This window comes from Brevibacterium ihuae (assembly GCF_900184225.1).
Lineage (GTDB): Bacteria > Actinomycetota > Actinomycetes > Actinomycetales > Brevibacteriaceae > Brevibacterium > Brevibacterium ihuae.
In genome coordinates, this window is the sequence record NZ_FXWZ01000002.1 from 378450 (window position 1) to 405224 (window position 26775).

Consider the following 26775-nt stretch of genomic DNA (forward strand, 5'->3'; position numbering starts at 1 on the left):
GAATTCCATGTCCACTCTCTCCATCCGCGACCTCCACGTCAGCGTCGAGACCGACGCCGGTGCCAAGGAGATCCTGCGCGGCGTCGACCTCGACATCCGCTCGAGCGAGACCCACGCGATCATGGGTCCCAACGGATCCGGCAAGTCGACCCTCGCCTACGCCCTCGCCGGCCACCCCGGCTACACCGTGACCTCCGGCACCGTCGAGCTCGACGGTGAGGACATCCTCGGGATGAGCGTCGACGAGCGCGCGAAGGCGGGCCTGTTCCTCGCCATGCAGTACCCGGTCGAGGTGCCCGGCGTCACGGTGACGAACTTCCTCCGCACCGCGAAGACCGCGATCGACGGCGAGGCGCCCAAGCTCCGCACCTGGACGAAGGACCTGTCGGCGGCGATGAAGAACCTCCGCGTCGATCCCGAGTTCGCCTCCCGCAACGTCAACGAGGGCTTCTCCGGCGGCGAGAAGAAGCGCCACGAGATCCTCCAGATGGAGCTGCTCGCACCGCGCTTCGCGATCCTCGACGAGACCGACTCCGGACTCGACGTCGACGCGCTCCGGATCGTCTCCGAGGGCGTCAACCGGGTCAAGGAGAACACCGACGTCGGCGTCCTCCTCATCACCCACTACACCCGCATCCTGCGCTACATCCAGCCCGACCACGTCCACGTCATGGTAGCCGGCCGGATCGCGGAGGAGGGCGGCGCCGAGCTCGCCGACCGGCTCGAGAACGAGGGCTACGACCGCTTCCTCGGCGTGGGAGCCTGATGCTGCCCGTCACCGAGGTCCAGCGCATCCGCAACGACTTCCCGATCCTCGCCACCGAGGTCGGGGGATCGCCGCTGACGTACCTGGACTCCGGTGCCACCGCGCAGAAGCCGCAGTGCGTCATCGACGCCGAGCTCGACTTCTACGCGCACCGGAACGCCGCCGTCCACCGCGGGGCGCACAGCCTCGCGGTAGCGGCGACGGACGCCTTCGAAGCCGGCCGCCGGGCGACCGCGGACTTCGTCGGCGCCGGGATCCGGGAGATCGTGTGGACGAAGAACGCCACCGAGGCCCTCAACGTCATCGCGCTCGGCATGTCCCACGCCTCCGCCGGGCTCGGCGGGCCTGAGGCGCAGCGGTTCCGGATCGGTCCCGGCGACGCGATCGTCGTCACCGAGATGGAGCACCACGCGAACCTCATCCCGTGGCAGCAGCTCGCGCGCCTCACCGGCGCCGAGCTCCGTCACCTCCCGCTCACCGAGGAAGGGCACCTCGACCTCGCCGACCTCGAGTCGATCGTCGACTCCCGGTGCGCGGTCCTCGCGTTCACGCACGCCTCGAACGTGCTCGGCACGATCAACCCGGTCGAGCGGCTCGTCGAGCGCGCGGCGCAGGTCGGAGCGCTCACCGTGCTCGACGCCTGCCAGTCCGTGCCCCACCTGCCCGTCGACCTCCCTGCCCTCGGGGTCGACTTCGCGGCGTTCTCCGGTCACAAGATGCTCGGGCCCACGGGGATCGGCGTCCTCTACGGCCGCGCCGAGCTGCTCGACGCGCTGCCGCCGGTGCTCACCGGCGGCTCGATGATCACCACGGTGGACATGGAGCACGCGGAGTTCATGCCGGCCCCGCAGCGCTTCGAGGCCGGCACCCAGCCCGTCGCCCAGGTCGCCGGGCTCGGCGCCGCGGTCGGCTACCTCAGCGCGCTCGGGATGGCCGAGGTCGCCGCCCACGAGGCCGAGATCGCCGCCCTCCTCGTCGAGGCCGTCGACCGGGTCCCGGGCGTGCGCCGGATCGGCCCCGACGCCGGCGGCGACCGGATCGCCTCGGTCGCCTTCGACGTCGCCGGGGTCCACGCGCACGACGTCGGCCAGTACCTCGACGCCCAGGGCGTGGCGGTGCGGGTCGGCCACCACTGCGCCCAGCCGCTCCACCGGCGCTACGGCCTCACCGCCACCACCCGGGCGAGCGCCTCGGTGTACACCACCCCGGAGGACTGCGCGCGATTCCTCGACGCGCTCGCCGGGGTCCGACCGTTCTTCGGGGAGTCATGAGCGATCTCGAGCAGCTCTACCAGCAGGTCATCCTCGACCACGCCAAGCAGCGCCACGGGAACCGTCCCCTCATCGGGGGGACCGGGATCGAGCACGCCGCGGCGTTCGGCTCCTCGCACCAGATCAACCCGACGTGCGGCGACGAGATCACCGTCGAGGCGGAGATCGACCCCGACACCGGTGCGCTCTCCGTCCGCTGGGACGGGCAGGGGTGCTCGATCTCGATGGCCTCGGCCTCGGTGCTCACCGAGATCGCCGAGGACACCGGCCCCGCCGGCTTCGCCGCCGCCGAATCGGCGTTCCACGCGCTCATGCACTCCCGCGGACAGGGGGAGGCGGACGAGGAGGTCCTCGGCGACGCCGCCGCCTTCCAGGGGGTCTCGCGCTTCCCCGCCCGGATCAAGTGCGCCCTCCTGTCATGGATGGCGCTCAAAGACGCACTCGCACAGGCCCACGCAGCAGGAGGAGACCATGCCTGAAGTCATCGACCAGCCCACCAACGCCGTCCCGGAGGAGGTCCTCGAGGCCCTCATGGACGTCGTCGATCCCGAGCTCGGGGTCAACATCGTCGATCTCGGACTCGTCTACGGCGTCGCCGTCGAGGAGGACGGCACCGCCGTCATCGAGATGACCCTGACGTCCGCGGCGTGCCCGCTCACCGACGTCATCGAGGACCAGACCGCGCAGAGCCTCGAGGGCATCGTGCCGGCCTATCGCCTCAACTGGGTGTGGATGCCGCCGTGGGGTCCGGAGAAGATCACCGAGGACGGCCGCGAGCAGATGCGGGCGCTCGGCTTCAACATCTGAGCAGGCCGCGACAGCCGCGCCGGCCGGGTCACACCCGGTCGACGGCGAAGGTGTCGCACGCGGTCGGTCGGCCGTCGCGGTACCCGCGGAGGAACCACGTCATCCGCTGCTCCGAGGAGCCGTGGGTGAAGTTCTCCGGGATCACGCGCCCGCCCGAGGTCTCCATGATCGCGTCGTCGCCGATCGCCTCGGCGGCCGACAGCGCATCGGAGATGTCCTCCGTGGTGAGCGGCTGGAGGTAGGGTTCGCCGGTCGCCGGATCGGGGGTCACCGCGGCGTTCGCGGCCCACACCCCGGCGTAGCAGTCCGCCTGGAGCTCGAGGCGCACGGCGTTCGACTGCGGACCGGTCTGCCCGTCGCGGGTCCGCTGGAGGTCCCCGGTGAGGTACTGGATGTGGTGCCCCCACTCGTGGGCGACGACGTACTCCTCGGGCAGCGGGCCCTGCTCGGCGCCGAACCGCTCGCGCAGCTGGGCGAAGAAGGAGACGTCGAAGTACGCGGTCTCGTCCCCGGAGCAGTAGAACGGGCCCATGCTCGAGCTGCCGACGCCGCAGGCCGTCTGCCACTGACCGCTCGTGAGCACCGCGCTCGGCGCGCGGTAGGCGACGCCGAGATCGTAGGCGCCCTGCTCCCAGTACGCGTTGAGGCTGTTGACGGTGCCGACGACCCGGCACTCGACGTCGGCGTTGGCGTCCTCACCGGTGCGGCACTTCGTCGCGAGATCCTCGCCGGCCGACTGCTGCTCGATCTGCGAGGTGTCGTTGAACCCCTGCTGGCCGGTGAGCACCTCGGGCCCGAAGACGAGCGCCATGATCACCATGATGACGAGTCCGCCGAGCCCGCCGCCGATCTTGATGCCGGGGCCGCCGAGTCCGCCGCCGCGGCCTCCGCCGCCGCGTCGCTTGGACACCTGGGAGGTGTCGAGTCTGGTGCCGGGATTGAAGGTCATGCCCATAGCATAGGGTGGTCCGGGTGCGAACGACTCCCATCCGGAGGAAGGACATCCTGTGACGATCACGGTCGCCGTCGACGGCTCGGCGCTCGGCAACCCCGGACCGGCCGGCTGGGCATGGTACATCGACGACGCCCGGTGGGCCTCGGGAGGGTGGCCGGAGTCGACGAACAACCGCGTCGAGCTCCAGGCGCTCATCGAGGCGCTGCGGGCGACCGCGGACACCGATGAGCGGCTGCACGTGCTGTGCGATTCGAAGTACGTCATCAACTCGGTGACGAAATGGATGCCGGTGTGGAAGCTCAAGGGCTGGAAGAAGTCCAACGGCGGCGACGTGCTCAACCGGGACCAGATGGAGGAGCTCGACGCCGCGCTCGTCGGGCGCGACATCCGGCTCGAATGGGTCAAGGGCCACAGCAGCCACCCTCTCAACGACGCCGCCGACGCCCGCGCCCGCGCGGCGGCCGAGGCGCATCGGAGCGGACAGCCGGTGGACTCCGGTCCGGGCTTCAGCGGCGGATCCGCAGGTGCCCGCGCCGAGGAGCGGGGCCTCGAAGAGCGCCCGCCGGTGACGGTCGCCTGCAGCCTCGACGCGGACCGGGCCGACCGGATCGTCGAGCGGGCCCGCGCCGCGGGTCGCCGCCCCCAGGACGAGCTCGCCGAGCTCATCGCCCTCGGCATGGAACGGAAGTACGCATGATCGCCGTGACGGACCTCGAGGTCCTCGTCGGGTCCCGCACCCTCATGACCGACGTGTCCTTCCGCGTCGACACCGGCGACCGCGTGGGTCTCGTCGGACGCAACGGCGCCGGCAAGACCACCCTGACGAAGGTCCTCATGGACGAGGTCGTGCCCGCGAGCGGCACCGTCACCCGCTCGGGCACCGTCGGCTACCTCCCGCAGGACCCGCGCTCGGGGGATCCCTCCGCGACGGGCCGGGAGCGGATCCTCGCCGCCCGCGAGCTCGACGTCCTCGTGCGCCGCCTGCGGCGGGCCGAGGAGCAGATGTCCGATCCCGATCCCGACGTCATGGCGAAGGCGATCGACCGCTATCCGCGCATCGAGGCGGAGTTCATGGCCGCCGGGGGATACGCGGCGGAGTCCGAGGCGTTCGCGATCGCGGCGAACCTCGGCCTCGACGAGGAGATCCTCGGCCGCGAGCTGCAGACCCTGTCGGGCGGCCAGCGCCGGCGCGTCGAGCTCGCCCGGATCCTGTTCGCCGCCCCGGACACGATGATCCTCGACGAGCCGACGAACCACCTCGACGCGGAGTCGGTGCTGTGGCTGCGGGACTACCTCAAGACCTACGCCGGCGGCCTCGTCATCATCTCCCACGACCTCGATCTCATCGACGAGGTCGTCAACCGGGTGTTCTTCCTCGACGCGAACCGCCAGTGCATCGACATCTACGCGATGAACTACCGGCAGTACCTCAAGCAGCGCGAGGCCGATGAGCGGCGTCGGCGGCGCGAGCGGGCGAACGTCGAGAAGAAGGCCGCCGCGCTCAGCGCCCAGGCCGACAAGATGCGGGCCAAGGCGACGAAGACCGTCGCCGCCCAGAACATGGCGAAGCGGGCCGAGCGGATGCTCTCCGGGCTCGAGGCGGAGCGGGCCGCGGACAAGGTGGCCCACCTGCGGTTCCCCGCCCCGGCGGCCTGCGGACGGGTGCCGCTCACCGCGGAGGGCCTGAGCAAGTCCTACGGCTCGACCGAGGTCTTCACCGGGGTCGACCTCGCGATCGACAAGGGCACCCGCGTCGTCGTGCTCGGCTTCAACGGCGCCGGGAAGACGACCCTGCTCAAGATCCTCGCCGGGCTCGAGGCCCCCGACTCCGGCGAGGTGGTCCCCGGACACGGCCTCAAGCTCGGCTACTACGCGCAGGAGCACGAGACGCTCGATCACGACCGCTCGGTGCTCGAGAACATGCAGCGCAGCTCCCCGCACCTCGACGACACCGCCGCGCGCTCGGTGCTCGGCTCGTTCCTGTTCTCCGGGGACGACGTCCACAAGCCGGCCGGCGTGCTGTCCGGCGGGGAGAAGACGCGGCTCGCCCTCGCCACGCTCGTCGTGTCGAGCGCGAACGTCCTGCTCCTCGACGAGCCGACGAACAACCTCGACCCGGCCAGCCGGGAGGAGATCCTCTCGGCGATCCGCCGCTACGAGGGCGCGATCGTCCTCGTCACCCACGACGAGGGAGCGGTGTCGGCCCTCGACCCCGACCGGGTGCTCCTGCTGCCCGACGGCGACGAGGACCTGTGGGGCGAGACCTACCTCGACCTCGTCACCCTCGCCTGAGCGCCGCGCGGCGCCGTCAGTAGCCCTGCGAGTCGAGGAGCGCGTCCTCGAGCTCCTCCTCCGAGGTGCGGTTCCGCCGGCGCGTGGGACGGGGCACGGGACGGCGCGCCGGACGGGACGCGGGGCGACGGGTGAGCGCGTCCTTGTCGACGACGACGTACTCCGGGGCCGGGGCCTCTCCGGTCCGTTCGGCGCGGGCGGCCTCGAGCGCGCGCTTCTCCCGGCGGGCGGCATAGATCACGCCGATGAGGATCATCACCGCGAACGCGAGCCATTGGAAGGTGTAGGACAGGTGCGATCCCGGGTCGGTGCTCGGCGGCGGGAGCTCGGTGAGCGCCGCGTCGGCCGGGGGCGGGGACTCTGCGGCGAGCTGCCCGTACGTCCCGGTGTAGGGCGCGTCCATGCCGGGGATGACCGCGGGATCGATCGCCCGGATGAGCCCGGGCGGATTGGTGTCCTCGCTGGAGTCCTGCGCCGGCCGCAGCCACATCTCGACCTCGACCTCGCCCGCCGGCGGAGCGGGGAGCGCATCGATGGCCGGCGGACCGCCCTCGCTCGTCGTCGGCACCCAGCCGCGGACCACCGCGATCGACCCGCCGGAGGCGAGATCGAATGGCACGACGACGTAGAAGCCGGCCTGGTTCTGCAGGCTCCGGTTGCGGGCGAGGACCGTCGAGCCGGTGTCGTAGGTGCCGACGGCGCGCACCCGGGCCCACTCCGCGGACTCCGGCAGCGGCGCGGCGGGATCGTCGACCACGGCGGCGAGGTCGCGCACCTCGCCGTGGTAGTTCGCCTCGATGCGCTCGATCTCGGCGTCGCGGGCCGCGCGCCGGTGGTCCTGCCAGTTCGCGAGGAACACGCACACGATCGCGGCGACGATGGCGAGCGCGATGTAGCCCAGCCAGCGGCGCGAGAGGATGAAGCGGTAGCCGCCGGAGGATCCGCCGGATGTTGCGGGTGCACCGCTCATCAGCCGGCTCCTTCCGGGATCTCGGACACCGGGACGTCGTCGCGGAGCAGGCCGCGCGAGGCGAGGTAGTCGTGGAGGTGGGCGCGATGCGCCGGGCACGCGAGCCACACCTTGCGCCGCTCGGGGGAGTGGATGCGCGGGTTGTTCCACAGCATGGCGAACGCGGCGTCGGCGGCACAGGCCTTCGCCGAACACGTCATCGCGGTCATCCCTCGTCCTCCTTCGCAGCCGATCCGTCGCTCGCAGCCGCCGCGTCATCGATGATCTCACCCTCGTACACGCCGTCGGCAGACGGCGGACGGCGCGGTTCACGGTCACCGGCGGCCTCCGCGGTCCCTCCGCCGGGGTCGGGCTCTGCGGTGTCGGCGGAGCGACGTGGGCCGGAGCCGAGCGCGGCGGCGGGGGCGCCGTCGATGACCGCGCTGCCCGGCTCGACGCCCCGGGTGCGGACCGCGTTCGCGAGGAGCACGGCGATCCACGGGAGCACGATCGCGCCGGCGGCGAACAGCCACCGCCACGGGCTCGGGGTGACGACCGCGAGGATGAAGCACACCATGCGCAGCCCCATCGAGAAGAGGTAGCGCACGGTCCGGTCGTGGAGATCCTGCTCCTGGGACACCTCGGCCTCGGTGATCCGCGTGACGTGGGTCCTCTGCGCCATGGCCTTCCCGGTCTCGAGATGGGGCACGCGGGTGCGTGCTCCCGGCTACAAAAGCATACTCCTCCATTGTGAGCGGCGTACTCAACGAGCACGGAGGTGCGTTAGGTTGGGAAGCGGCCCCTGCGGCCCCCGCAGCAGTTCGAGAGCAAGGAGAACGTCCGTGTCGGATCCGCGCGTAGTACTCGTCACCGGTGGCAACCGGGGCATCGGTCGGAAGATCGCCGAGGCGTTCCTCGCCGCCGGCGACCAGGTCGCCGTCACCTCCCGGAACGGGGACGCGCCCGAGGGCGCCCTCGCGGTGGCCGCCGACGTCACCGATGCGGACTCCCTCGACGCGGCGTTCGCCGAGATCGAGGAGAAGCTCGGTCCGGTCGAGGTCGTCGTCGCGAACGCCGGCATCACCCGCGACACCCTCCTCATGCGGATGTCCGACGAGGACTTCGAGGCCGTCGTCGACACCAACCTCGGCGGCGCCTTCCGCACCGTCAAGCGCGCCGTCACCGGCATGATCCGGGCGAAGAAGGGCCGGATCATCCTCATCTCCTCGGTCTCGGGCCTCTACGGCGTGGCAGGCCAGGCGAACTACTCGTCGTCGAAGGCGGGCCTGGTCGGGCTCGCCCGCGCGATCACCCGGGAGGTCGGCGCGCGCGGGATCACCGCGAACGTCGTCGCCCCGGGCTTCGTCCGCACCGAGATGACCGACGAGCTGCCGGAGAAGCAGCAGAAGGAGTACCTCGCGACGATCCCGGCGAAGCGCTTCGCCGAGGCCGAGGAGGTCGCGGCGGTCGTCCGCTGGATCGCCTCGGACGAGGCCTCGTACATCTCCGGCGCCGTGATCCCGGTCGACGGCGGCCTGGGCATGGGACACTGACACCACACATCGAGAGGAAGACGGACACACCATGGGAATTCTCGACGGAAAGCGCATCCTCGTCACCGGCGTGCTCACCGAGGCGTCGATCGCCTTCGCCGCCGCCCGGCTGGCCCAGGAGCAGGGGGCCGAGGTCATCCTGTCCTCGTTCGGCCGCCAGATGAAGATCACCTCGATCATCGCCGAGCGCCTGCCGCAGACCGCGCAGGTCATCGAGCTCGACGCGACGAACGAGGACGACCTCGCGGCGCTGCCCGAGCGGCTCGGCGGGAACATCGACGGGATCGTCCACGCGATCGCCTTCGCTCCGAAGGACGCGCTCGGCGGAGTGTTCCTCGACACCCCCTTCGAATCGGTGTCGAACGCCGTCCACGTCTCGGCGTACTCGCTCAAGGCGATCACCGTCGCGGCCCGCTCGGTGCTCAACCCCGGTGCCGGGGTCGTCGGCCTGACCTTCGACGCGACTGTCGCGTGGCCGGCCTACGACTGGATGGGCGTCGCGAAGGCGGCCCTCGAATCCACCTCGCGCTACCTCGCGAAGTACCTCGGCGCCGACGGGATCCGCGTGAACCTCGTGTCCGCCGGACCGCTCAAGACGACCGCCGCGAAGTCGATCCCCGGCTTCGACGCCTTCGAGGACGTGTGGGGCGTGCGCGCACCGCTCGGCTGGGACCAGACGAACACCGAGCCCGCGGGCAAGGCCATCGTCGCCCTGCTGTCCGACTGGTTCCCGGCGACGACCGGCGAGATGGTCCACGTCGACGGCGGGCTCCACGCGACCGGCGCCTGATCCCGTGCCGGTCCTCGTTCTCGCCCGCCACGCGAAGGCGGCCCGCCCGCCGGTCGCGGACGTCGACCGCCCGCTGACGGAGGCGGGCGAGATCGAGGCCGCCCGGGCCGGCGAGCACCTCGCCGGCCTGCCGCTCACCCACCTCGTCGCCTCGGCCGCGCTGCGCACCGTGCAGACCGGCGAGGCGGTCGTAGCGGCGCTCGGCCGGGCCGCCGGTCCCGCCGGTCGGGAGGCGCCGCGGCTGCTCACCGACCGGGCGCTCTACGAGAGCGGCATCGAGTACTGGCTCGAAGTCATCCGCACGATCCCCGCCGAAGCGCCCGGTGCGTACATCGTCGGCCACGAGCCCACGGTGAGCGCGGTCATCGGGCACCTGTGCCCGGGATTCGGGGTCCCCGAGCGATTCCGGCCGAGCTCCATCGCGGTGTTCGACCTCCCGTCCTGGGACGTCGAGCCGGGCGACTACCCGACTCCGGAGATCCGCTGCTTCAGGGACGCGTCGCGCGCCGGATGATCAGCGCTCCCCGGTGAGCGCGGACCACACCGCGTCCATCCGCCGGATGGTCAGCGCGGCGTCGGCGACCTCGACGAGGGCGGGCTTGGCGCAGAAGGCGATCCCGAATCCCGCCGCGCGGACCATGTCCGCGTCATTGGCGCCGTCGCCGATCGCCACCGTGCGCTCCGGATCGATGTCGAGCTGCTCGCACAGCACGCGGAGCTGATCGGCCTTCGCCTGCCGGTCGACGATCGGACCGTCGACCTCACCGGTGAGCCGACCGTCGGCGACGGCGAGGCGGTTCGCGCGCACCTCACCGATCCCGAGCTCGGCCGCCACCGGGACGACGACCTCGGCGAATCCGCCGGACACGAGCGCGACGACGCCGCCCGCGGACTGCACCGCCCGCACGAACTCCGGCACGCCCGCGGTGAGCGTGACCTGGCCGCGGACCTCAGTGAGCACGGTGTCCGGGAGACCGGCGAGCGCAGCGACCCGGGCCCGGAGGCTCGCCGCGAAGTCGAGCTCGCCGCGCATCGCCTCGTCGGTGATCCGGGCGACCTCGTCGCGGACCCCGGCGTGATCGGCGATGAGCTCGATGACCTCCTCGTTGAGGAACGTCGAGTCGACGTCCATGAGGACGAGCTGCGGCGGCTCCGCGGCGAGCGGTTCGGGGACGACGACGACATCGGCGTCGGGGTGAGCGGCTCGCAGCCGGTCGAGGGTGCCGTCGAGGTCGGCGGGGGCGACGAGCTCGCTCGTCACCGAGTAGTCGGCGCCGGCGGGGTGGAGGAGGCTGATCCTGTGCATGGGGCGATTCTACGGGCGTCCCCGGGTGTGCGTCTCAGCCGATCCCGTTGTCGCGGGTCACCGCGGTGACGACGGCCGCGGCCGCGGCATGGAGCCGGGCGAGGACCGCCCCGAACTCCGGGGGCTCGACCGTGGCCGGAGCGAGCACCGGGGACATCGCGTGGTGGATGTCGAGCGCTGCGTGGAGGACCGGGGCGTGCTCGGGTCGGCGGAGCAGGGCCGACAGCGCGGCGCGCGGAGCATCGCCGCTCATGTCCGCCTGCCAGTCGCGCCACTGGAGATTGCGGAGGTGCGCGGGCGCCGCATCGCCGACGGCCTCGACGACCGCGAGGCCCTCCATGACGACCTCGCGCAGGGTGCGGGCGGCCTCGGGCACGGAGAGTGCGTCGAGCGGCGCGTAGGTCACCGGGGCGCACGCGAGCACGCGGAGGTTCGCCTCGCCGTCGAGGACGAGGACGGCATGGGCGGTTCCGCGCACCTCGCTCACCGCGACCGCGGTCGCCCGCGCGAGGGTTCTGCGATCGGCCCGGTCCACCCGCGGCACGGGGGAGGGGAACGTCGGGTGGAGGAGCGAGAGGCGCAGCCGGTCGACGCCGGCGGCGCGGAGCGCGGGGAGCAGGAGCAGCAGACCGGTCGGCGGATCGGAGGCGTACACGGCGTCCTCGAGGACGAGGGGGACCGGGAAACCGGAGTCGAGGAGCGCCTGTGCGCAGTCGTCGGGGGACAGCCTGCCGGCGAGGGCGGCATCGAGCGCGACCGTGGTGAGCAGCGTCGCGAGGGCGGTGTCCATGGCGGACAATCTAGCCCATCCGGGGACCTCGGCCCACTCGTCCTGACACCCCGGGCGCGTGCCCCTCCGATGCCCCGGGGCGGGGGTCCGGTGCGCTAGAGTCGGGTCTATGAGCGATGTGCTGGAGTTTGTAGACGTCCACGTCCGGAGGGGCACGAACTTCCTGCTCAGCGGGTTGTCCCTCGAGGTCTCCGAGGGCCAGCACTGGGTGGTCCTCGGCCCCAACGGCGCCGGCAAGACGACGTTCCTCGAGATCGCCTCGGGCCGGATGCATCCGACCTCGGGCCGCGTGCGGATCCTCGGCGAGCAGCTCGGCCGGGTCGACGTGTTCGAGCTCCGACCGCGCATCGGCTACACCTCGTCGGCGCTCGCCGCGCGCATCCCCGCCTCGGAGACCGTCACCGACATCATCCTCACCGCCGCCTACGGCGTGCTCGGCCGCTGGACCGAGGAGTACGACGAGCTCGACGTCGAGCGCGCCCACGACCTCCTCGCGGTGTTCGACGTCGAGCGCTTCGCCGACCGCCCCTTCGGCAGCCTGTCGGAGGGCGAGCGCAAGCGCGTGCAGATCGCCCGCTCGCTCATGACCGACCCCGAGCTCCTGCTCCTCGACGAGCCCGCCTCCGGGCTCGACCTCGGGGGGCGCGAGGAGCTCCTCCAGGCACTCAGCGAGATCATCTCCGGCCGGTTCGCGCCGACGACGATCATGGTCACCCACCATGTCGAGGAGATCCCGCAGGGCATCACCCACGCGCTGCTCCTCAAGGACGGTGCGGCGGTCGCCGCCGGCGAGGTCTCCTCGACGCTCACCGCGGAGACCCTCAACCGGACCTTCGGCACCGACATCGAGCTCACGGTCGAGGCGGGTCGCTACTCCGCCCGGGCCCGCAGCTGAATGACGCTCCTCGAAGCCGCCCTTATCCTGCTCGCAGGGCTCGGGGCGGGCACGATCAACGCGATCGTCGGCTCCGGCACGCTCATCACGTTCCCCGCCCTCGTCGCCTTCGGTGTGCCGCCGGTGACGGCGACGATGAGCAATGCCGTGGGTCTCATCCCGGGGAACATCGCGTCCTCGTTCGGGTACCGGGAGGAGCTGCGCGGCCAGGGGAAGCGGCTGCTCCAGCTCGCTCCCGCCTCGATCGCCGGTGCGCTGCTCGGCGCCTACCTCCTCCTCACCCTGCCCGAGGACGCCTTCATCACCATCGTCCCGGTGCTCCTCGTGTTCGCCCTCGTCCTCGTCGTCGGCCAGCCCGCGCTCCAGCGCGCGCTCAAGGCGCGCAAGGCGAAGCGCGCGGACGCGGTGGGGGAGCAGCCGGAGCCCGGCCCGACCGGGCTCTCCGCCGGCAGGCTCGCCGCGGTCGTCCTCGCGGTGTTCCTCACCGCGGTGTACGGCGGCTACTTCGCCGCCGCACAGGGGATCATCCTCATCGCGCTCCTCGGCCTCCTGCTGCCCGAACCGCTGCAGCGGCTCAACGGCGCGAAGAACGTCCTCGTCCTCGTCGTCAACTCGGTGGCCGCGGCGGTGTACATCATCGTCGGCTTCGACCGCATCGACTGGCTCGCCGTGCTCCTCATCGCCATCGGCTCGCTCATCGGCGGATACGTCGGAGCGCGCGTGGGCCGGCGATTCAGCCCCGTGCTCCTGCGGTCGGTCATCGTCGTGCTCGGCCTCGTCGCGCTGTGGCGCATCCTGCAGATGTGAGCGGCGCATGAACACCCCGCGCACGCAGGCGCCCACCGATGCCGAGGTGCTCGACCTCGCCGCAGCGGCCGGGATCGACACCGGCCGGATCCGCTTCCTCGACTCCGCCGACGACCCGGCGGTCGCCGACTACACCCGGCTCACCGACGTCCGGCTCCGCACCCTGCAGGAGCCGGAGCGCGGGCTGTTCATCGCGGAGAGCTCGAAGATCATCGATCGCGCGATCGCCGCCGGGCACGTCCCGCGGTCGTTCCTCATGACCCGCAAGTGGTTCGCCGCGCTCACCGGGATCATCGCCGGGACCCACGCGCCGGTGTTCATCGGCGAGGACGCCGTCGTCGAGCAGCTCACCGGCTACCACCTCCACCGGGGCGCGCTCGCCGCGATGCACCGCCCGGTGCTCCCCGCGCTCGCCGAGGTGCTCGCGGATGCCCGGCGGGTCGTCGTGGTCGAGGACATCGTCGACCACACGAACGTGGGTGGTCGTAAACCTCCGCAGCAGCAGGGAGGGGAGTCAGGGCCGAAGCATCGCTCGCGGATCGCGATCTTCGAGAACATCGTCGATCATACGAATCTTGGAGCCGCGTTTAGATCAGCCGCGGCGATCGGCGTGGACGCCGTCCTCGTCACCCCGAGCTGCGCGGACCCGCTGTACCGCCGGTCGATCCGCGTCTCGATGGGTACGGTCTTCCAGGTCCCCTGGGCGCGCATCGAGTCCTGGCCGGCCGACATCGACCTCATCAAGGAGCACGGCTACGTCGTGGCCGGGATGACGCTGGGGGAGGGCGCGATCACGCTTGACGAGCTGGTCGCGGAGGACCACCCGCATCTCGCGCTGGTGTTCGGGACAGAAGGCCACGGCCTGACGCGCCAGGCCGACCGCCGGCTCGACCGACGAGTGACGATCCCGATGATGCACGGGGTGGACTCGTTGAACGTGGCAGCGTCGGCGGCGGTGGCGTTCTACGCGACGCGGTAGTCACAGGAAACTTACGTGGCGGTGGCCGCCCCAATGCCCATTGGGCAGGGAATCGGGTCGTTGCGGACGCTCACGACCCTTCTAGCTTGGATTCAATTTCGCGAACGAGGGCATCGAGAGGCCCTCTTCGATCGGCTCGAAGGGCGGCGACGGGATCGCGCTCGACGGCATCGGCAACGAGGGTCTTGAGGTCGTTCTCGATCGCCTTAGTCCAACCTTGACCCGAGCCTGCGAAGTAGTCTTGCATTCGCAGCTTGAACTTCTTTTGCGGGTGAGTGTGAGCAGGATCCAGGGTCACGTTGAATCGAGCGAGGATGTCCGGTCCCAGAAATGCTTCGTCGAGCAGATCTTCCACCTCCGAGTCGTTCATGTCGACGACCCTCACCATGGTCGCGTCAAGATGGCTGAAGCCGTGCTCCTTCTCGAGAGCTTCGAGTGCCTTGCGCCCAGCAGCGTCGGAGTCTAGTAGTACGTGAACGCGGCAGACACTGTCGTAGAAGTGACGGAACTGGTAAGCGACATTGCTCGCGCCGGTTGTAATCTCTGTCCGGAGTGCGCCGTCAGTCAACGCGGACTGGATTATCGGGCTCTCGCCAGCCAGAAGCGTCTGGATGATCCTTTTGTCACTGAGGCCTTCAACTAGCAGGGCGACGCTCGCCGACTGAAGGTTATCCTCGATCCGTACCCCGAGGATGTCCCGGATCTGGCCGAGTGAACCCGCTTGGACCGCACGGTTCTGCCTGATGATGACGTTGCCCGCGACATCACCACGACTCACGAGGAGAGGGCTGTGAGTTGTAATGACCACCTGCTGGTCATGGGCAATCTCATCCAGAACTGCGCGAAGCTCGTGAACCGCTGAGGGGTGAAGATGGGCCTCAGGCTCTTCGACTGCGAGGATTAGGTCCGACTTATTGTTCGCCTGCGCCAATGAGTGCGCCAAAGAGATCGCGGCAAGGCTCTGCACCCCGTCACCCTTTGACGCCAGAGGCGTCTTCACTCCGTCGTCGACCATGAAGTCGAACTCTGTCCAGGCCCACGGATTCACTCCAAAGTAGTCCCGCCCAGACGGCTCGATCTCGACTGACTCCACGTTTGGGAGGAAGCGGCGAAGGGCATCAGTGACTGACGTGCCGAGCGGTGATAGGGCATCCTTGCGGCGCTCGAGCACGACCTCCAGCGCCTTTCGGTATTCTTGATCGCTTTCCAGCGCCGCGAGACGAGAACCCACCTCGGCGCGCATCAACGAGACCGATTCAAACGCTGGGCGAGACGCAGGGATGTACTGCACGCGAACTTGCTTCGAGATGAACTTCGCAATGGCGACCTTCTTCTCGTTGATCTTCTTGCTGCCGGGTCCCTGTTTGATGATTTGCATCTCGCGCCGTCCTCGGTACAGGCGCAGACGAACTTTCAATGTGCCGTTATTGGCGCTCTTCGTTCGTTCCTTGAATTCTTCAATCTCGTCGTCGTTGAGCTCGAAGTCGAACTCGAGGACCGTTGCCGAGTTCGGTTTTGCTGACCTGACGGAATCGGGGATGTCTGATTCCCACGTGTACGTCTCGAAGTCCCAGTCATCCCGCCGTCCGCGACCGCGCGCGGGATAGGGTGCGCCCTTGCCGATGTCGGATATTGCACGTAGGCCAACGACGAGACCACGCAGGATGTTCGACTTTCCTTCGTTGTTTGGACCGACGAGAACCGTCATAGTTCGAAGGTCCATGCCCTCACTCTTGAGGATGGATCGATACCTCTCCAGGCGGAACTGTCGCACTCTCATCAGTAGTACTCCCGGACGTAGCCGAGGGCTTTCTCGAAGACGTCGTTGTCGCGGATCTTGAACTGGACGTAGAGCGTCTTCCGCAGAGCTTGGCGGACCTCTTGGTCGCCGCGGATCGTGGACTGCCACCCCTCGAAGCGGACCCCACGGACGACCTCGTCGATCCGGTTGACGACGTTCTCGACGATGATCGGGGTCTGATCGCCTTTGAGGGCGTCGAACAGCTCGGTCAGTGCCGCCTTGCCCTGCTCTTCGCGGGGCACCTCGTCGGCTGCCTTCTCGGCAGCAACGGTGTCGCGGGCGAGTTCGAGAAGCTCGCGGAGGAAGTCGAGGCTGGACTGTTGGATGTCGGCGTAGCGCTCGCGTAGGTCGTTGAGGCGCTGGCCGAGTTCGACGAAGACCGGGTTATGCAGGTGCTGGGCGATGCGTGCGGTGATCTGACGCTCGATCTCTTCGGTGGGGATGTCGGTGCGCCGACCGGTCATGAGGTCTTCGATCGTCTGAGCGTCGAGCACGATCGTCTCGGTGTTCTGCGGGATCTCGACGGCGACGTGCTCGTTGATCAGGTCGATTGTCTTGGCTCCGAGCGCGTGCCACACGAGTCGGCCCGTGATGTCTGAGGGGCGCACCGATTCGTAGACATCCGTGAGCCAGCGGTAGTCGTCGCGATGCTCGCCCAGCATGGGGTCAGGACTGAGTGCCTCCCATAGTTGTGACACCACGCTGTAGGCGGCTCCGAAGGCGTCCTTCGTGACGTCGTCAGCGATCGCGGATTGTGCCTGGACGAGGCCTTCGTACCCGCCGACCGTGCGGTCGACACCGGGGAAGAATGCGAGTGCGGCAGCCATCGCCGGCGCGAGCTGAGCCTTCAGTTCTTCGATGTTGGAGACGACCTCTCGGACAGCCTGCTCGTCGAAGGAGAGGGATCGGGCGACGTCGTCGAAGATGCCGAGGTAGTCGACGATCAGGCCGTGGGTCTTGTCCGGCGGGTACACGCGATTGGTGCGAGTGATCGCTTGGAGTAGCGTGTGCTCCTTCAGTGGCTTGTCGAGGTACTGGCAGTAGAGGATCGGAGCGTCGAACCCGGTCAGCAGCTTCGCCGTCACGATGATGATCTTGAGCGGGTCGGTCGGGTCATTGAACCGCGCGACGACCTGCTCAAGCTCCTCGGCACCTGGGGTCCACTTGGCCCAGTCGGGCGAGTCACCTCGGGTCTTCGACATGACGATGGTCGATGCCTCGGGCCCGAGGTGCTTGTCGAGCTCATTCTTGTACGCGACGCAGGAGGCTTTGTCGTACGCGACGACCTGCGCCTTGAAACCCTGGGGCTCCACTTTGGATTGGAAGTGGGCGGCGATGTCGGCGGAGATCTTCGCGATGCGTGAGGGCGTCTTGATGAGCACCTCGATCGAGGCCGCCTTCTTCGAAAGCGTGATCTTGTCGCTCTCGGACAGATCGCGATCCGTGGCGAGTTCCTCGAACGCCGCGTCGATCGCCTCCTGGTCGATGTGGATTTCTGAGAGTCGTGGTTCGAAGTGCAACGGAAGGGTCGCACCGTCGCGGATGGAGTCCTGGAATGAGTACCGCGACAGGTAGCCGCCCTCGTCCTCGGGTGCACCGAACCACTTGAACGTGTTGCGGTCGCGCCGGTTGATCGGCGTGCCCGTCAAGCCGAAGAGGTACGCGTTGGGCAAGGCCTCACGCATCTTCTGCCCGTAGTCACCCTCCTGCGAGCGATGAGCCTCGTCGACCATCGCGATGATGTTCTGCCGGGCATCGAGGACGCCAGGTGCCTCGCCGAACTTGTGGATCGTGGTGATGATGATCTTCCGCGCGCCCTGGCTGAGCAGATTCTGGAGTTGCGCTCGCGAGTCCGTCGACACCAAGCCCGGGACGTCCGAGGCGTTGAAGGTGCCCGTGATCTGGGTGTCCAGGTCGATGCGGTCGACCACGATCAGAATCGTCGGATTCGTGAGCTCCGCCATCGCGCGGAGCTTGAGCGCGGTGAAGACCATCAGCAGCGACTTGCCCGAACCCTGGAAGTGCCAGATCAGACCCTGCTTGACCTTGCCGAGCAGCACACGATCGACGATCAGGTTGGTCGCCTGGAACTGCTGGAAGCGAGCGATGATCTTGATCTTGCGGTGCGTTTTATCGGTCGCGTAGAGCGTAAAGAATCGTAGGAAGTCGAGCACCGCACGGGGAGTGAGGACGCCTTCGACTGCTTCTTGGACCGCGACGAGACCGATCTTCGCGGGAGCATCCTCATCGGTCGGGTCCTCGCGCCAGGGGCCCCACAGCTCGACCGGCATTCCGATGGTGCCGTAGCGGAAGTCCTTGCCCTCGGTGGCGAAGGAGAACACGTTCGGCACGAAGAATTGCGGGACGCTCTGCTCGTAGTCATCGTGGATCTGCGCGGCCCCATCGATCCAGGTGTACGCCGGACGGATCGGCGTCTTCGCCTCGCCGACAACCAGCGGCACTCCGTTGCACCACAGGACCAGGTCGAATCGCTTCTCCAACCGACCCTGCTTGAAAGTCACCTCGGTCGAGACGATCCACTGGTTCGACGAGTCCTCCTCGAGGTGTTCGAAGTCGATCAGCCGGACCGTAGTGTGCTCGCCATTCGGTCCGAAGGGCATCGACTTCTGGCCAGTCAGCCACCCCATGAACTCCTCGTTGGCCACCACTGGATGCGGGCTGTTCCGGGCAGCGATCAGGATCGCACGGAGGTTGTAGATGACTTCGTCCGCCTTCGCGGGGTCCGCCTCGATCTCCGGATTCAGCCGGACAAGCGCTCCCTCCAGCACACCTTCGAGCATCACCTCGTCGGTACGACGCGGAAGCTCGTTGCCCGGCAAAAACTGGACGTCGTCGGATTTCACTAGGTCCCGGATGAGGTCGCGCACAGAATTCGCTTCGTTGAACTGGGCCATCAGCTGCCTCCAAGCATCTCTCCGAGAACCACTTTGCCGACGGCGGTGACAGCAGCGACTTCGGCACGAAGGCGTGCGAGACCGTCCCTCAGCGTGCCGAGGGTCTCGACAAATGCTCTTCTCTCTTCGGGGAGTTCCGTCCAGGGAATTTCAAGCTCGTTGAGCCAGCGAACGGCGAGGTTGCCCAAGCCGACAGTCCCCGAGGCTGCGTCACTCATGCGGTGCTGCATCCCCGCCTCGCTCAGGACCCAGAAGAGATAATCCCTGTCGGACATGTCGTTCGCCCGCATAAGGAACTGGAACGCGGACACCGCATGCCCGTGCGCCGCTTCGGGCGGGATGTATACGTTCCCGATCCGCTGTCGGTTTCCATTAGTGCGAATCAGGATGAGGCTCGACTCGTCGATTGTGCTAACACTGGCGGGAAGTCCAGTCACATGGCCGACGCCTTCGAGATCGATCGTTCCGTCAGGCTTCGTGTTAGGGATACCAATGACAGGCACCGATCCTTCGACGGATTCACCGTGAACATCCGATGCTGGAAACGAAGGCCCGGACCGCGTCGTCGTGAGATCCCCCAGTCGCGCTGTAGTGGGTAGGGCGCTGAGCCGTGTAGCCGCGACGCGCGCAAGGACACCTTGGACCGATTCGACCTCGTCCGCAAGGGTGCGTTTATGACGCTCGATGGCCCAGAGGAGGTCGGCGATTCGCTTCTGCTCGTCGAGTGGAGGGATGTCAATTTCAAGCGCCGCGAGCGGTTTCCAGTTGAGGAACTTGTTTACGGAGCCGGTGAGGTTGTCCTTCATGTGAGCCTGCGCTTGGGGACTCAAAAGCAGCCAAATCAGGTACTCCTGTAGCAGAACGGTCTCATCCACCGAACGCAAAACGAACAGCTTCTCGCCCGTCACACCTGAGCGATCTGCCGCGGCCAACTTGTCGATGCCCCGCGAGTGTAGTAGCACGTCTCCGGAACGGAACATTCGCTTGAATGTAGGAGGGAACTCGTCGTCGTCGGTCGCGCCGTACGAAGCGACCGAAGGCTCGCCAGGATTTATGTTCGGTCCTGCCACATAAGGGAGGACGCCGTCTCGGTCGGCATCGAAGTAGTCGTTCACGTTACGGACAACGTCGCCGAAGGCGACCCGGTTCCAGTGCGACTTGTCGAGGTTAAGGCTCACGCGGACACCTCCGCTCTCAGCCGCGCGAGGACGTCAGTAATCGCCTGGTCCGAAACCTGCGCGGCAGTTCGCCACTGCGCCACTGCATCGCTGACATCGATGTGCTCGCCGACTTCCTTCGCCGAGTCGCCCGCGACGTACAACGGAATCGCGAGACTGTGGCTCTTCTCTGCGATCTGGTCGAGGGTGGCAACTGCAGCGAACCCGTCCTGTGGCTCGAAGGCGCGATAAGCGTCCAGGATCCTGTGCTGGTGCGCCTCGCGGAGGAACGACTGCGCCTGCTCGCGGGCGACTTCGTTGACCGCGTTGATGAACAGCACTTTGCCCTTGTGCTCGGCGGGCTTACTGGCGCGGAGCGTGACGACCACGGCCTCCATGGGGCTGTTGTAGAACAGTCCGGCACCGAGCCCGAGCACGCACTCGATGAGGTCGGACTTCACCAACGCTTCACGCAGGACTGCCTCTTCGCGGCGGAAGAGCACGCCGTGGGGGAACAGGATGGCTGCTCGTCCGGTCTTGGGGTCGAGACTCGTGGCGATGTGCTGGAAGAAGGCGTAGTCGGCGCGTCCCTGCGGCGGGATGCCCCAGACGTTACGGCCGTACGGGTCCTTGGCGAACGCGGTGCGGTTCCACGCCTTGATGGAGTAGGGCGGGTTGGCCAGCACGACGTCGAACGTCTGCAGACGGCCCTTGCCATCGAGGAACGCCGGTCGGCTGAGGGTGTCGCCGTGGGCGATGTGGCCGTCTGTGATTCCGTGCAGGAACAGGTTCATCCGCGCGATGGCGGATGTCCCGTAGTTGAGTTCCTGGCCGTAGAGGCGCAGGTTGCGCCACTCCTTGCCCTGCCGCCTCAGCTCGGCGGCGGTGGAGATGAGCATGCCGCCTGTGCCGCAGGTGGGGTCATACACCGACTCACCCGGCCGGGGCTCCAGCATCATCGTCATCAGGTGCACGAGGGTGCGATTGGTGTAGAACTCCTGCGCCGTGTGACCGGAGTCGTCGGCGAATTTCTTGATCAGGTACTCGTACCCGTTGCCGAGCTCGTCCTCGGGCAGGTTGGCGATCGAGAGTGTCTTGGTGGAGAAGTGCTCGATCAGGTCGGCCAGGGTCGAGTCCGGGAGCAGGTCCTTGTTGCCCCAGTCACCGTCGCCGAAGACTCCCGGAAGTGTGTCGGGGTTGGCGGTCTCGATGGAGCGCATGGCGTGCAAGAGTGCCGCACCGATGTTCTCAGTGACACCGCGGATGTCGTCCCAGTGGCAGCCGTGTGGGATGGCGAAGCGGTGATTCTCGGGGAGGTCGGCGAGCTCCTCGTCGTCGTACACCTCCATCGCGGCGGCGTGCTCTTCGTCGTAGACGTCGGAGATCCGCTTCAGGAAGACCAGCGGGAAGATGTACTGCTTGTAGTCGCCGGCGTCGATCAGGCCACGGAGAACGATCGCCGCGCCCCACAGGTAGTTCTCCAGCTCGCGCTGCGTGATCCTGGTGCTCATACGGACAGCCCCCACTTCGCCAGCTCGGCCTCCAGCGCAGCACGCGTCGTGGTCGCCTCGGCGTGCGCCGTTTCGAGATTCGCGAGAGCGTCTGCGAGCGTGAGCTTCTCGCCGGTGTCAGGTGGGGCGACGTACAGCGGGATGTTGAGGTTGTAGTCGTTGCTCTCGATCTCGGCCAGGTCGACGACACGGGAGCGGCCCTTGATGTCGGAGTAGAGCTCGTAGGCGTCAAGTAGCTTCTCAGCGTGCTCGGGCTCGAGGGTGTTCTGGTTGCGCCCGCGCTTGAACAGATCTTCACCGTTGATGAAGAGCACCTTGCGCTTCTCCTCCGGTTGCTTCTCCTGTCGAAGGATCAGTACACAGGCGGCGAGGCCCGTGCCGTAGAACAGGTTGGGAGCCAGCCCGATGACCGCGTCGACGACGTCTGACTTGAGCACGTGGGTGCGTATCCGCGCCTCAGCGCCCTGCCGGAAGAGTGCGCCCTGGGGCAGGACCACCGCCACACGTCCAGTCTTCGGTTTCGCGGAGGTGAGCATGTGCTGGACCCAGGCCCAGTCGGCGTATCCCTTTGGTGGGACACCACCAAGTGCGTTCCGGCCCCACTTGTCGGACGCCCACTCGGGCTCGCCCCAGTTTTTGAGCGAGAACGGCGGGTTGGCGACGACGCAGTCGAACTGCGCGAGGTTGTTTCCCGTGTAGAAAGCGGGGTTGCGCAGCGTGTCCTCGCGGACGATCTTGAAGTCTTCGACGCCGTGGAGCAGCAGGTTCATCCGCGCGATCGCCGAGGTCGCGAGCACCTTCTCCTGGCCGTATAGCTTGCCCCACAGGGTTTTGGGGCAGCCGCCGGCATCTTTCACGTGCTCGATGACCTCGATCAGCATGCCGCCGGTGCCGCAGGCCGGGTCGTAGACCGTCTCACCCTCGGTGGGATCGAGGATGTTGACGAGCAGGCCGACCACCGAACGCGGCGTGTAGTACTCACCGGCCTTCTTGTTCGACTGGTCGGCGAACCGCTTGATGAGGTACTCGTACGCGTTGCCGAACACGTCGGGCGGCACAGCGGCGTTGGTCAGCGCCTTGCTCGAGAAGTGCTCGATGAGATCGGCGAGCTTGCGATCGGGCAGCTTGTCCTTGTTGGTCCAGCTGGCGTTGCCGAAGATGCCGTACAGCGTCTCGGGGTTCGCTTTCTCGATTTCACGGAACGCAGTCTGCAAGGCGGTGCCGATGTTCGCTGTGTTGGTGCGCACGTCGTCCCAGAGGCTTCCGGGTGGGATCGCGAAGCGGTGGTTCTCCGCGAACAGGGCGAACTCGTGGTCGCCTCCGGACTCGTCGAGCGCTTGGGCGTACTCCTCGAGGTAGACGTCGCTGATCCGCTTGAAGAACATCAGCGGGAAAATGTACGCCTTGAAGTCGGCCTGGTCGATGCTGCCGCGCAGCAGGTCAGCCGCCGCGGCGAGGTACTGCTCGAGCTCCGCCAGCGTCAGCGGATCGCTCCCGCCGTTGGGGCGCAATGCCCGCGCTGCCGCGCGTGCCTCATCCTCGGTCATCCGTCTCCTAGCTATTGCTCCACCACGCGGCAATGGCGCTACCGACTCAGCTCACGGCCGAGGGGACAACGTCCCCTGACTAGGCCCTCGTTGCGTCAGCACGCGGTGGGCGGTTCCGATCGACACGCCAGCGCTTCCGGCGATGCTGCGCAACGACTCGCCTCGATCTCTCCGCATCCTAATCTCGCGCTGCGTCTCGTCGCTAATGGTGCGTGGTCGGCCGTGGCTGCCTCCGTGTTCCCGCGCCGTCTGGATGCCGGCCCGGATGCGGGAGCTTTGAAGCTCACGACGTAGTTGTCTGAGCTCGCGGATGTCAGCAAGAAGCTCCGAATCTCCGGTGTGCTCGCCCGCGGCGAGGCCCTTGAGGACCTTCACTGTGACTCCTCGATCAACGAGGTCCAGCAATGTCTCGAGCCCGTCGACCATGCTCGTGCTCAGGCTTCGTGCGTGGGTCACGGTGAGTGCATCGCCGTCGCCCACCTCCGTCACAGCAGCGAGGAGCCCGGGGCGGTTCTTGATCAGGCGTCGACGCGATGCTGTATCCTCGAAGAGACGCGAGCAGATCGGCTCGAGCACTTGCCGTTGCAATCTCGCGTCCTGGGGGTCTGCCCCGACCTGGATGAGTCCTATGAGCGCCATCAGCCCAAGCTCAGGTCGCTGCTGCGCAGTCGCAGCATGGCAGTGGGTGGGGGAGTGAGGTGCATAGGGTTTATTGAACACTCCTAGCCGGCCGGTAATGACGACCAAGTGGCCGTATTTACCTCCTGACCTGCGGAGACGTAATGCTCAGTTCATCGGTGCGTCGACCGGAAGGAACTGAGCTCACGGGTCCGAAACGCTCCAGAACACTCTGTGACCGCATCCAACCTCGGCGCGATCTTCCGCTCCGCGGCAGGCCTGGGCGTCGACGCGGTGCTCATCACCCCGCGCAGCGCCGACCCGCTCTACCGGCGGGCGATCCGCGTGTCGATGGGCACGGTGTTCCAGGTCCCGTGGACGCGCCTCGATTCCTGGCCGGCAGACATCGACCGGCTCCACGCACTCGGCTTCCACACCGCCGCACTCGCGCTCGAGGACGACTCGGTGCCGCTGCGGGAGTTCGCCGCGCGGGCTCCTGCGCGCACAGCGCTCATCATGGGCACCGAGGGCGACGGCCTGCAGCGCAGGACGATCACCGCGGCGAACTCAACCGTCCTCATCCCCATGGGCCACGGCGTCGACTCCCTCAATGTCGCCGCCGCGACCGCGGTCGCCTGCTACGCCCTGCAGCCGAGCGGGCCACAGCGATCGAGCGAGACCATCCGAGCGAATCCCGGAGACGACGATGCAGAATCGACCGACTGACCGCACCGCTCCGGCTGAGCAGACCGAGCCGGAGCTCGCCCGCGCCCTCGAGTCCGCCCGGATCACCGGGGACGTCGGCACCCTGCGCGAGGGCAACCTCTCCCACATCCAGCGGTTCCTCGACCAGGAGACGCACTTCCACTTCGGCGTGCCGCTCACCCGCGACTGGGACTACGCAGCGGTCTTCGACCTCATGGTCGAGCGCGTCGGGATCTCCGCCGATCCCGCGCACACCACCGGCCAGGACACGATCTCGACCGAGCGGTGCATCGCGGCGTCCGCGCGCTTCGCAGCGGTGCTCGGCGAGGTGGCGCGCGGCGGCGGGCGGATCCTCTTCGGCTCCGGCCATCCGGCCGGCATGGTGCCCGTCCACCAGGCCTTCGCACGGGCCGCGGAGGCCGCCGGGGCCGAGGTCGTCCGCGCGACCGGACCGATCACCGTCGACACCGACGGGGGAGACGTCCGCCACCTCGGCGGTGTGTGGGTCTGGCACCAGCACGGCGGCGTGCCGCACACCCACTCGCCCGAACCGGTGGCGCACCTGCTCGCCGAGCTCGCCCGGCGCGGCGAGGCCCCGCCGGACCTCGTCGTCGCCGACCACGGCTGGGCCGGGTACGCCGGCGGGCAGGGGCTGCGCGCGATCGGCTTCGCCGACTGCAACGATCCGGCCCTGTTCGTCGCCGAGGCGCAGGGACAGGTCGAGGTCGCCGTCCCGCTCGACGACGACATCGAGCCCCAGCTCTATCTGCCGCTCATCGAGTTCATCCTGCGGCGCGCGGGCCTCCCCGCCGAGGGGATCGCGCCCTAGCTGTACTTCCTCGGGAGGTTGTGATCGGGATTTGAGGTGAAAGAAGACCTCCGATATCGAAGTGGGTAACCACACTCACTCGAACCGGAGGTCTTCCATGACTCACCGTAATGCACCGATGACCGTCGAGGGTAGGCGCCGGATGGTCGCCCTGGTTGTTGAGGCCGGCTGGTCCCAGCGCCGCGTGGCCGAACGGTTCCAGGTCTCCCCGGCCACCGTGTCCCGCTGGGTGCGCCGCCACCGATCCGGGGCCGGGCTGCAGGATCGCTTCAGCCGTCCGCACCGCAGCCCGCACCGGCTGGCGCAGCGCACCGAACGGCGGATCATCGCCATGCGGTTCACCAAGCGGTGGGGTCCGCACCGCATCGGCTACCACCTGGGCATCCCGCGGTCGACGGTGGGACGGGTGCTGGCCCGCTACCGGATGCCGAAGCTGGAGTGCATCGATCAGGCCACCGGGCTGCCGGTGCGGCGACCACAACCGCACCGCTACGAGGTCGATGCTCCCGGGCAGCTGGTCCACGTCGACGTCAAGAAGCTGGGCCGGATCCCCGACGGCGGCGGCTGGCGGGCTCACGGCCGCGGTTCAGTCCAGGACCTGCGGGCGCAGTCGGCCCGCACCAAGGCGGCCCGTGCGAAGGGGTCCCCATCACGCGGGTATCGGTACCTGCACCACGCCGTCGATGACCACTCCCGGCTGGTGTACTCCGAGATCCTCGACGACGAGAAGAAACACACCGCCGCCGGCTTCTGGAACCGGGCGAACGCCTTCTTCGACACCATCGGCGTCACCGTGGAGGCGGTGATGACCGACAACGGGTCCTGCTACCGGTCCGGCGACTTCAGACAAGCTCTCGGCCCAGACATCAAGCACAAGCGCACCAGACCTCGCCGGCCGCAGACGAACGGGAAAGCCGAGCGGTTCAACCGGACCCTGATGGTCGAATGGGCCTACGCCAGGCCCTACTCCAGTGAAGCCGAGCGGGAAGCCGCCTACGAGACGTTCCTCCACGACTACAATCAGCATCGAGCCCACACCGCTATCGGAGGCCTCACCCCAGCCGACCGCGTTCACAACCTCACGGGGAAGTACATCTAGGCGAAGGCGGCGGCGAACTCCGGGCTCGGCTCGATGGGCTGGATGATGTCGACGAGCACCTCGTCCGGGCCGGCGACGATGAAGTGCCGCTGACCGAAGTCCTCGTCGCGCAGTGGGAGGACCGGGGTGAGCCCGTGCTCCCGTGTCAGGCGCTCGTGCACGGCGTCGACGTCGTCGACCTCGATGTTGACGATGATGCCGCGCGGGACCGCCCGGAAGGGTTCGGGAACGGTGGGGTGGTCGAAGCGGAGCACGGCGAGCTCGTGGTCGCCGAGCCGCATGCTCACGTACCAGTCCGCGGCGAACGTCGGGGTGAAGCCGAGCACCTCCCGGTAGAAGGCCGCCGTCCGGGCGACATCGGGGGTCATGAGGACTGGGTAGCAGCCGGTGACGGTCATGAGGGTCTCCTCGCGGGGATGCGGGGTCGGGTGGA

Annotated in this window: 27 protein-coding genes and 1 pseudogene; 15 read left to right on the plus strand and 13 right to left on the minus strand. The window is 68.1% G+C overall.

Annotation, left to right across the window (positions count from 1 at the left end; genetic code table 11):
* Positions 1-7: 7 nt before the first annotated feature.
* From sufC to C1A17_RS01690, 4 genes are read left to right on the plus strand one after another with little or no spacing between them, the layout of a single operon-like run.
* Positions 8-766: a Fe-S cluster assembly ATPase SufC gene (gene sufC, locus C1A17_RS01675; protein WP_101650117.1), complete on the plus strand. Its 759-nt coding sequence runs from the start codon at positions 8-10 to the stop codon at positions 764-766.
* The gene (locus C1A17_RS01680; protein WP_101650119.1) at positions 766-2037 is read left to right on the plus strand and encodes a SufS family cysteine desulfurase; all 1272 of its coding nucleotides are present in this window, start codon (positions 766-768) and stop codon (positions 2035-2037) included. Before sufC ends, C1A17_RS01680 begins: the two co-directional genes overlap by 1 nt.
* Complete coding sequence (gene sufU / locus C1A17_RS01685) at positions 2034-2516, plus strand: Fe-S cluster assembly sulfur transfer protein SufU (protein WP_101650121.1); 483 nt, start codon at positions 2034-2036, stop codon at positions 2514-2516. The genes C1A17_RS01680 and sufU overlap by 4 nt, the downstream gene beginning before the upstream one ends.
* Positions 2509-2844: a metal-sulfur cluster assembly factor gene (locus C1A17_RS01690; protein ID WP_101650123.1), complete on the plus strand. Its 336-nt coding sequence runs from the start codon at positions 2509-2511 to the stop codon at positions 2842-2844. The genes sufU and C1A17_RS01690 overlap by 8 nt, the downstream gene beginning before the upstream one ends.
* Before the next feature lie 28 nt (positions 2845-2872).
* Here C1A17_RS01690 and ypfJ read toward each other — a convergent pair whose 3' ends face one another.
* Positions 2873-3793, minus strand: coding sequence for a KPN_02809 family neutral zinc metallopeptidase (gene ypfJ, locus C1A17_RS01695; RefSeq protein ID WP_101651481.1), 921 nt, complete (start codon positions 3791-3793; stop codon positions 2873-2875).
* Between the two features lie 58 nt (positions 3794-3851).
* Here ypfJ and C1A17_RS01700 point away from each other — a divergent pair, with 58 nt between their 5' ends.
* Together C1A17_RS01700 and abc-f are read left to right on the plus strand one after the other, a co-directional pair.
* Positions 3852-4496, plus strand: a complete 645-nt coding sequence (locus tag C1A17_RS01700; RefSeq protein ID WP_101650125.1) for a ribonuclease H family protein — start codon at positions 3852-3854, stop codon at positions 4494-4496.
* Complete coding sequence (abc-f, locus tag C1A17_RS01705; RefSeq protein ID WP_101650126.1) at positions 4493-6091, plus strand: ribosomal protection-like ABC-F family protein; 1599 nt, start codon at positions 4493-4495, stop codon at positions 6089-6091. The genes C1A17_RS01700 and abc-f overlap by 4 nt, the downstream gene beginning before the upstream one ends.
* Positions 6092-6107: 16 nt before the next feature.
* Here abc-f and C1A17_RS01710 read toward each other — a convergent pair whose 3' ends face one another.
* From C1A17_RS01710 to C1A17_RS01720, 3 genes are read right to left on the minus strand one after another with little or no spacing between them, the layout of a single operon-like run.
* On the minus strand, positions 6108-7061 hold the full coding sequence (locus C1A17_RS01710; protein ID WP_101650128.1) for an SURF1 family cytochrome oxidase biogenesis protein: 954 nt from the start codon (positions 7059-7061) through the stop codon (positions 6108-6110).
* Positions 7061-7270, minus strand: coding sequence for a hypothetical protein (locus C1A17_RS01715; RefSeq protein ID WP_101650130.1), 210 nt, complete (start codon positions 7268-7270; stop codon positions 7061-7063). The genes C1A17_RS01710 and C1A17_RS01715 overlap by 1 nt, the downstream gene beginning before the upstream one ends.
* Complete coding sequence (locus C1A17_RS01720) at positions 7267-7749, minus strand: DUF3099 domain-containing protein (protein ID WP_245873372.1); 483 nt, start codon at positions 7747-7749, stop codon at positions 7267-7269. Before C1A17_RS01720 ends, C1A17_RS01715 begins: the two co-directional genes overlap by 4 nt.
* Positions 7750-7882: 133 nt before the next feature.
* Between C1A17_RS01720 and fabG the strand changes: the two genes are divergently transcribed.
* Genes fabG through C1A17_RS01735 form a run of 3 tightly spaced genes read left to right on the plus strand, consistent with a single transcriptional unit; the run spans position 7883 to position 9897 of the window.
* Positions 7883-8593, plus strand: coding sequence for a 3-oxoacyl-ACP reductase FabG (gene fabG, locus C1A17_RS01725; protein ID WP_101650132.1), 711 nt, complete (start codon positions 7883-7885; stop codon positions 8591-8593).
* Between the two features lie 31 nt (positions 8594-8624).
* Positions 8625-9383: an enoyl-ACP reductase FabI gene (fabI, locus tag C1A17_RS01730; protein WP_101650134.1), complete on the plus strand. Its 759-nt coding sequence runs from the start codon at positions 8625-8627 to the stop codon at positions 9381-9383.
* Between the two features lie 4 nt (positions 9384-9387).
* The gene (locus tag C1A17_RS01735) at positions 9388-9897 is read left to right on the plus strand and encodes a SixA phosphatase family protein (RefSeq protein ID WP_101650136.1); all 510 of its coding nucleotides are present in this window, start codon (positions 9388-9390) and stop codon (positions 9895-9897) included.
* Here the strand turns inward: C1A17_RS01735 and serB are convergent, their stop codons facing one another.
* Both serB and C1A17_RS01745 read right to left on the minus strand, forming a co-directional pair.
* Complete coding sequence (gene serB / locus C1A17_RS01740) at positions 9898-10689, minus strand: phosphoserine phosphatase SerB (RefSeq protein ID WP_101650139.1); 792 nt, start codon at positions 10687-10689, stop codon at positions 9898-9900.
* 34 nt (positions 10690-10723) lie between these two features.
* Entirely contained in the window at positions 10724-11479 is a 756-nt protein-coding gene (locus tag C1A17_RS01745; protein ID WP_101650141.1) for a hypothetical protein, read from the minus strand.
* A 109-nt stretch (positions 11480-11588) separates the two neighbouring features.
* Between C1A17_RS01745 and C1A17_RS01750 the strand changes: the two genes are divergently transcribed.
* The 3 genes from C1A17_RS01750 to C1A17_RS01760 are packed head-to-tail and all read left to right on the plus strand — an operon-like array spanning position 11589 to position 14160.
* Positions 11589-12374 (plus strand): ABC transporter ATP-binding protein, encoded by a 786-nt coding sequence (locus C1A17_RS01750; protein ID WP_101650142.1) that lies wholly within the window; start codon positions 11589-11591, stop codon positions 12372-12374.
* Positions 12375-13181: a sulfite exporter TauE/SafE family protein gene (locus C1A17_RS01755; protein WP_101650144.1), complete on the plus strand. Its 807-nt coding sequence runs from the start codon at positions 12375-12377 to the stop codon at positions 13179-13181. It begins immediately after the preceding gene.
* A 7-nt stretch (positions 13182-13188) separates the two neighbouring features.
* Positions 13189-14160, plus strand: a complete 972-nt coding sequence (locus C1A17_RS01760; protein WP_101650146.1) for a TrmH family RNA methyltransferase — start codon at positions 13189-13191, stop codon at positions 14158-14160.
* A gap of 70 nt (positions 14161-14230) precedes the next feature.
* Here C1A17_RS01760 and C1A17_RS01765 read toward each other — a convergent pair whose 3' ends face one another.
* From C1A17_RS01765 to C1A17_RS01790, 6 genes are all read right to left on the minus strand, one after another.
* Complete coding sequence (locus C1A17_RS01765; protein ID WP_180953186.1) at positions 14231-15868, minus strand: AAA family ATPase; 1638 nt, start codon at positions 15866-15868, stop codon at positions 14231-14233.
* Positions 15869-15939: 71 nt separating this feature from the next.
* Positions 15940-18876: a type I restriction endonuclease subunit R gene (locus tag C1A17_RS01770; protein WP_101650150.1), complete on the minus strand. Its 2937-nt coding sequence runs from the start codon at positions 18874-18876 to the stop codon at positions 15940-15942.
* Positions 18876-20054, minus strand: a complete 1179-nt coding sequence (locus C1A17_RS01775) for a restriction endonuclease subunit S (RefSeq protein ID WP_101650152.1) — start codon at positions 20052-20054, stop codon at positions 18876-18878. The genes C1A17_RS01770 and C1A17_RS01775 overlap by 1 nt, the downstream gene beginning before the upstream one ends.
* Complete coding sequence (locus C1A17_RS01780) at positions 20051-21544, minus strand: type I restriction-modification system subunit M (protein WP_101650154.1); 1494 nt, start codon at positions 21542-21544, stop codon at positions 20051-20053. Before C1A17_RS01780 ends, C1A17_RS01775 begins: the two co-directional genes overlap by 4 nt.
* A complete protein-coding gene (locus C1A17_RS01785) occupies positions 21541-23091 on the minus strand; it encodes a type I restriction-modification system subunit M (RefSeq protein ID WP_101650156.1) in 1551 nt (516 codons plus the stop codon). The genes C1A17_RS01780 and C1A17_RS01785 overlap by 4 nt, the downstream gene beginning before the upstream one ends.
* A gap of 51 nt (positions 23092-23142) precedes the next feature.
* Entirely contained in the window at positions 23143-23730 is a 588-nt protein-coding gene (locus C1A17_RS01790) for a recombinase family protein (RefSeq protein ID WP_101650158.1), read from the minus strand.
* Positions 23731-23952: 222 nt separating this feature from the next.
* On the opposite strand from C1A17_RS01790, the pseudogene C1A17_RS01795 reads away from it, so the two are divergent.
* The 3 genes and pseudogenes from C1A17_RS01795 to C1A17_RS01805 form a co-directional block, all read left to right on the plus strand.
* Positions 23953-24435 (plus strand): annotated as a pseudogene (locus tag C1A17_RS01795) (TrmH family RNA methyltransferase); the annotation flags it as partial.
* A complete protein-coding gene (locus tag C1A17_RS01800) occupies positions 24416-25243 on the plus strand; it encodes a phosphatase (protein ID WP_101650161.1) in 828 nt (275 codons plus the stop codon). The pseudogene C1A17_RS01795 and the gene C1A17_RS01800, both read left to right, overlap by 20 nt.
* 97 nt (positions 25244-25340) lie before the next feature.
* Positions 25341-26342, plus strand: a complete 1002-nt coding sequence (locus C1A17_RS01805) for an IS481 family transposase (RefSeq protein WP_101650163.1) — start codon at positions 25341-25343, stop codon at positions 26340-26342.
* Here the strand turns inward: C1A17_RS01805 and C1A17_RS01810 are convergent.
* Positions 26339-26740, minus strand: coding sequence for a VOC family protein (locus C1A17_RS01810; protein WP_101650165.1), 402 nt, complete (start codon positions 26738-26740; stop codon positions 26339-26341). The genes C1A17_RS01805 and C1A17_RS01810 overlap by 4 nt on opposite strands.
* Positions 26741-26775 lie beyond the last annotated feature (35 nt).

Excerpts from the sequence above, each read along its gene's own strand:
- C1A17_RS01770 (WP_101650150.1), bottom strand. The coding sequence starts at position 18,876 with ATGGCCCAGTTCAACGAAGCGAATTCTGTGCGCGACCTCATCCGGGAC.
- abc-f (WP_101650126.1), top strand. The coding sequence starts at position 4,493 with ATGATCGCCGTGACGGACCTCGAGGTCCTCGTCGGGTCCCGCACCCTC.
- C1A17_RS01790 (WP_101650158.1), bottom strand. The coding sequence starts at position 23,730 with ATGGCGCTCATAGGACTCATCCAGGTCGGGGCAGACCCCCAGGACGCG.
- C1A17_RS01715 (WP_101650130.1), bottom strand. The coding sequence starts at position 7,270 with ATGACCGCGATGACGTGTTCGGCGAAGGCCTGTGCCGCCGACGCCGCG.
- C1A17_RS01755 (WP_101650144.1), top strand. The coding sequence starts at position 12,375 with ATGACGCTCCTCGAAGCCGCCCTTATCCTGCTCGCAGGGCTCGGGGCG.
- sufC (WP_101650117.1), top strand. The coding sequence starts at position 8 with ATGTCCACTCTCTCCATCCGCGACCTCCACGTCAGCGTCGAGACCGAC.
- C1A17_RS01710 (WP_101650128.1), bottom strand. The coding sequence starts at position 7,061 with ATGAGCGGTGCACCCGCAACATCCGGCGGATCCTCCGGCGGCTACCGC.
- C1A17_RS01690 (WP_101650123.1), top strand. The coding sequence starts at position 2,509 with ATGCCTGAAGTCATCGACCAGCCCACCAACGCCGTCCCGGAGGAGGTC.
- C1A17_RS01765 (WP_180953186.1), bottom strand. The coding sequence starts at position 15,868 with ATGACGGTTCTCGTCGGTCCAAACAACGAAGGAAAGTCGAACATCCTG.
- C1A17_RS01780 (WP_101650154.1), bottom strand. The coding sequence starts at position 21,544 with ATGAGCACCAGGATCACGCAGCGCGAGCTGGAGAACTACCTGTGGGGC.
- C1A17_RS01785 (WP_101650156.1), bottom strand. The coding sequence starts at position 23,091 with ATGACCGAGGATGAGGCACGCGCGGCAGCGCGGGCATTGCGCCCCAAC.
- sufU (WP_101650121.1), top strand. The coding sequence starts at position 2,034 with ATGAGCGATCTCGAGCAGCTCTACCAGCAGGTCATCCTCGACCACGCC.
- C1A17_RS01745 (WP_101650141.1), bottom strand. The coding sequence starts at position 11,479 with ATGGACACCGCCCTCGCGACGCTGCTCACCACGGTCGCGCTCGATGCC.
- C1A17_RS01760 (WP_101650146.1), top strand. The coding sequence starts at position 13,189 with ATGAACACCCCGCGCACGCAGGCGCCCACCGATGCCGAGGTGCTCGAC.
- ypfJ (WP_101651481.1), bottom strand. The coding sequence starts at position 3,793 with ATGACCTTCAATCCCGGCACCAGACTCGACACCTCCCAGGTGTCCAAG.
- C1A17_RS01805 (WP_101650163.1), top strand. The coding sequence starts at position 25,341 with ATGACTCACCGTAATGCACCGATGACCGTCGAGGGTAGGCGCCGGATG.
- C1A17_RS01680 (WP_101650119.1), top strand. The coding sequence starts at position 766 with ATGCTGCCCGTCACCGAGGTCCAGCGCATCCGCAACGACTTCCCGATC.
- C1A17_RS01800 (WP_101650161.1), top strand. The coding sequence starts at position 24,416 with ATGCAGAATCGACCGACTGACCGCACCGCTCCGGCTGAGCAGACCGAG.
- C1A17_RS01810 (WP_101650165.1), bottom strand. The coding sequence starts at position 26,740 with ATGACCGTCACCGGCTGCTACCCAGTCCTCATGACCCCCGATGTCGCC.
- fabI (WP_101650134.1), top strand. The coding sequence starts at position 8,625 with ATGGGAATTCTCGACGGAAAGCGCATCCTCGTCACCGGCGTGCTCACC.
- C1A17_RS01750 (WP_101650142.1), top strand. The coding sequence starts at position 11,589 with ATGAGCGATGTGCTGGAGTTTGTAGACGTCCACGTCCGGAGGGGCACG.
- serB (WP_101650139.1), bottom strand. The coding sequence starts at position 10,689 with ATGCACAGGATCAGCCTCCTCCACCCCGCCGGCGCCGACTACTCGGTG.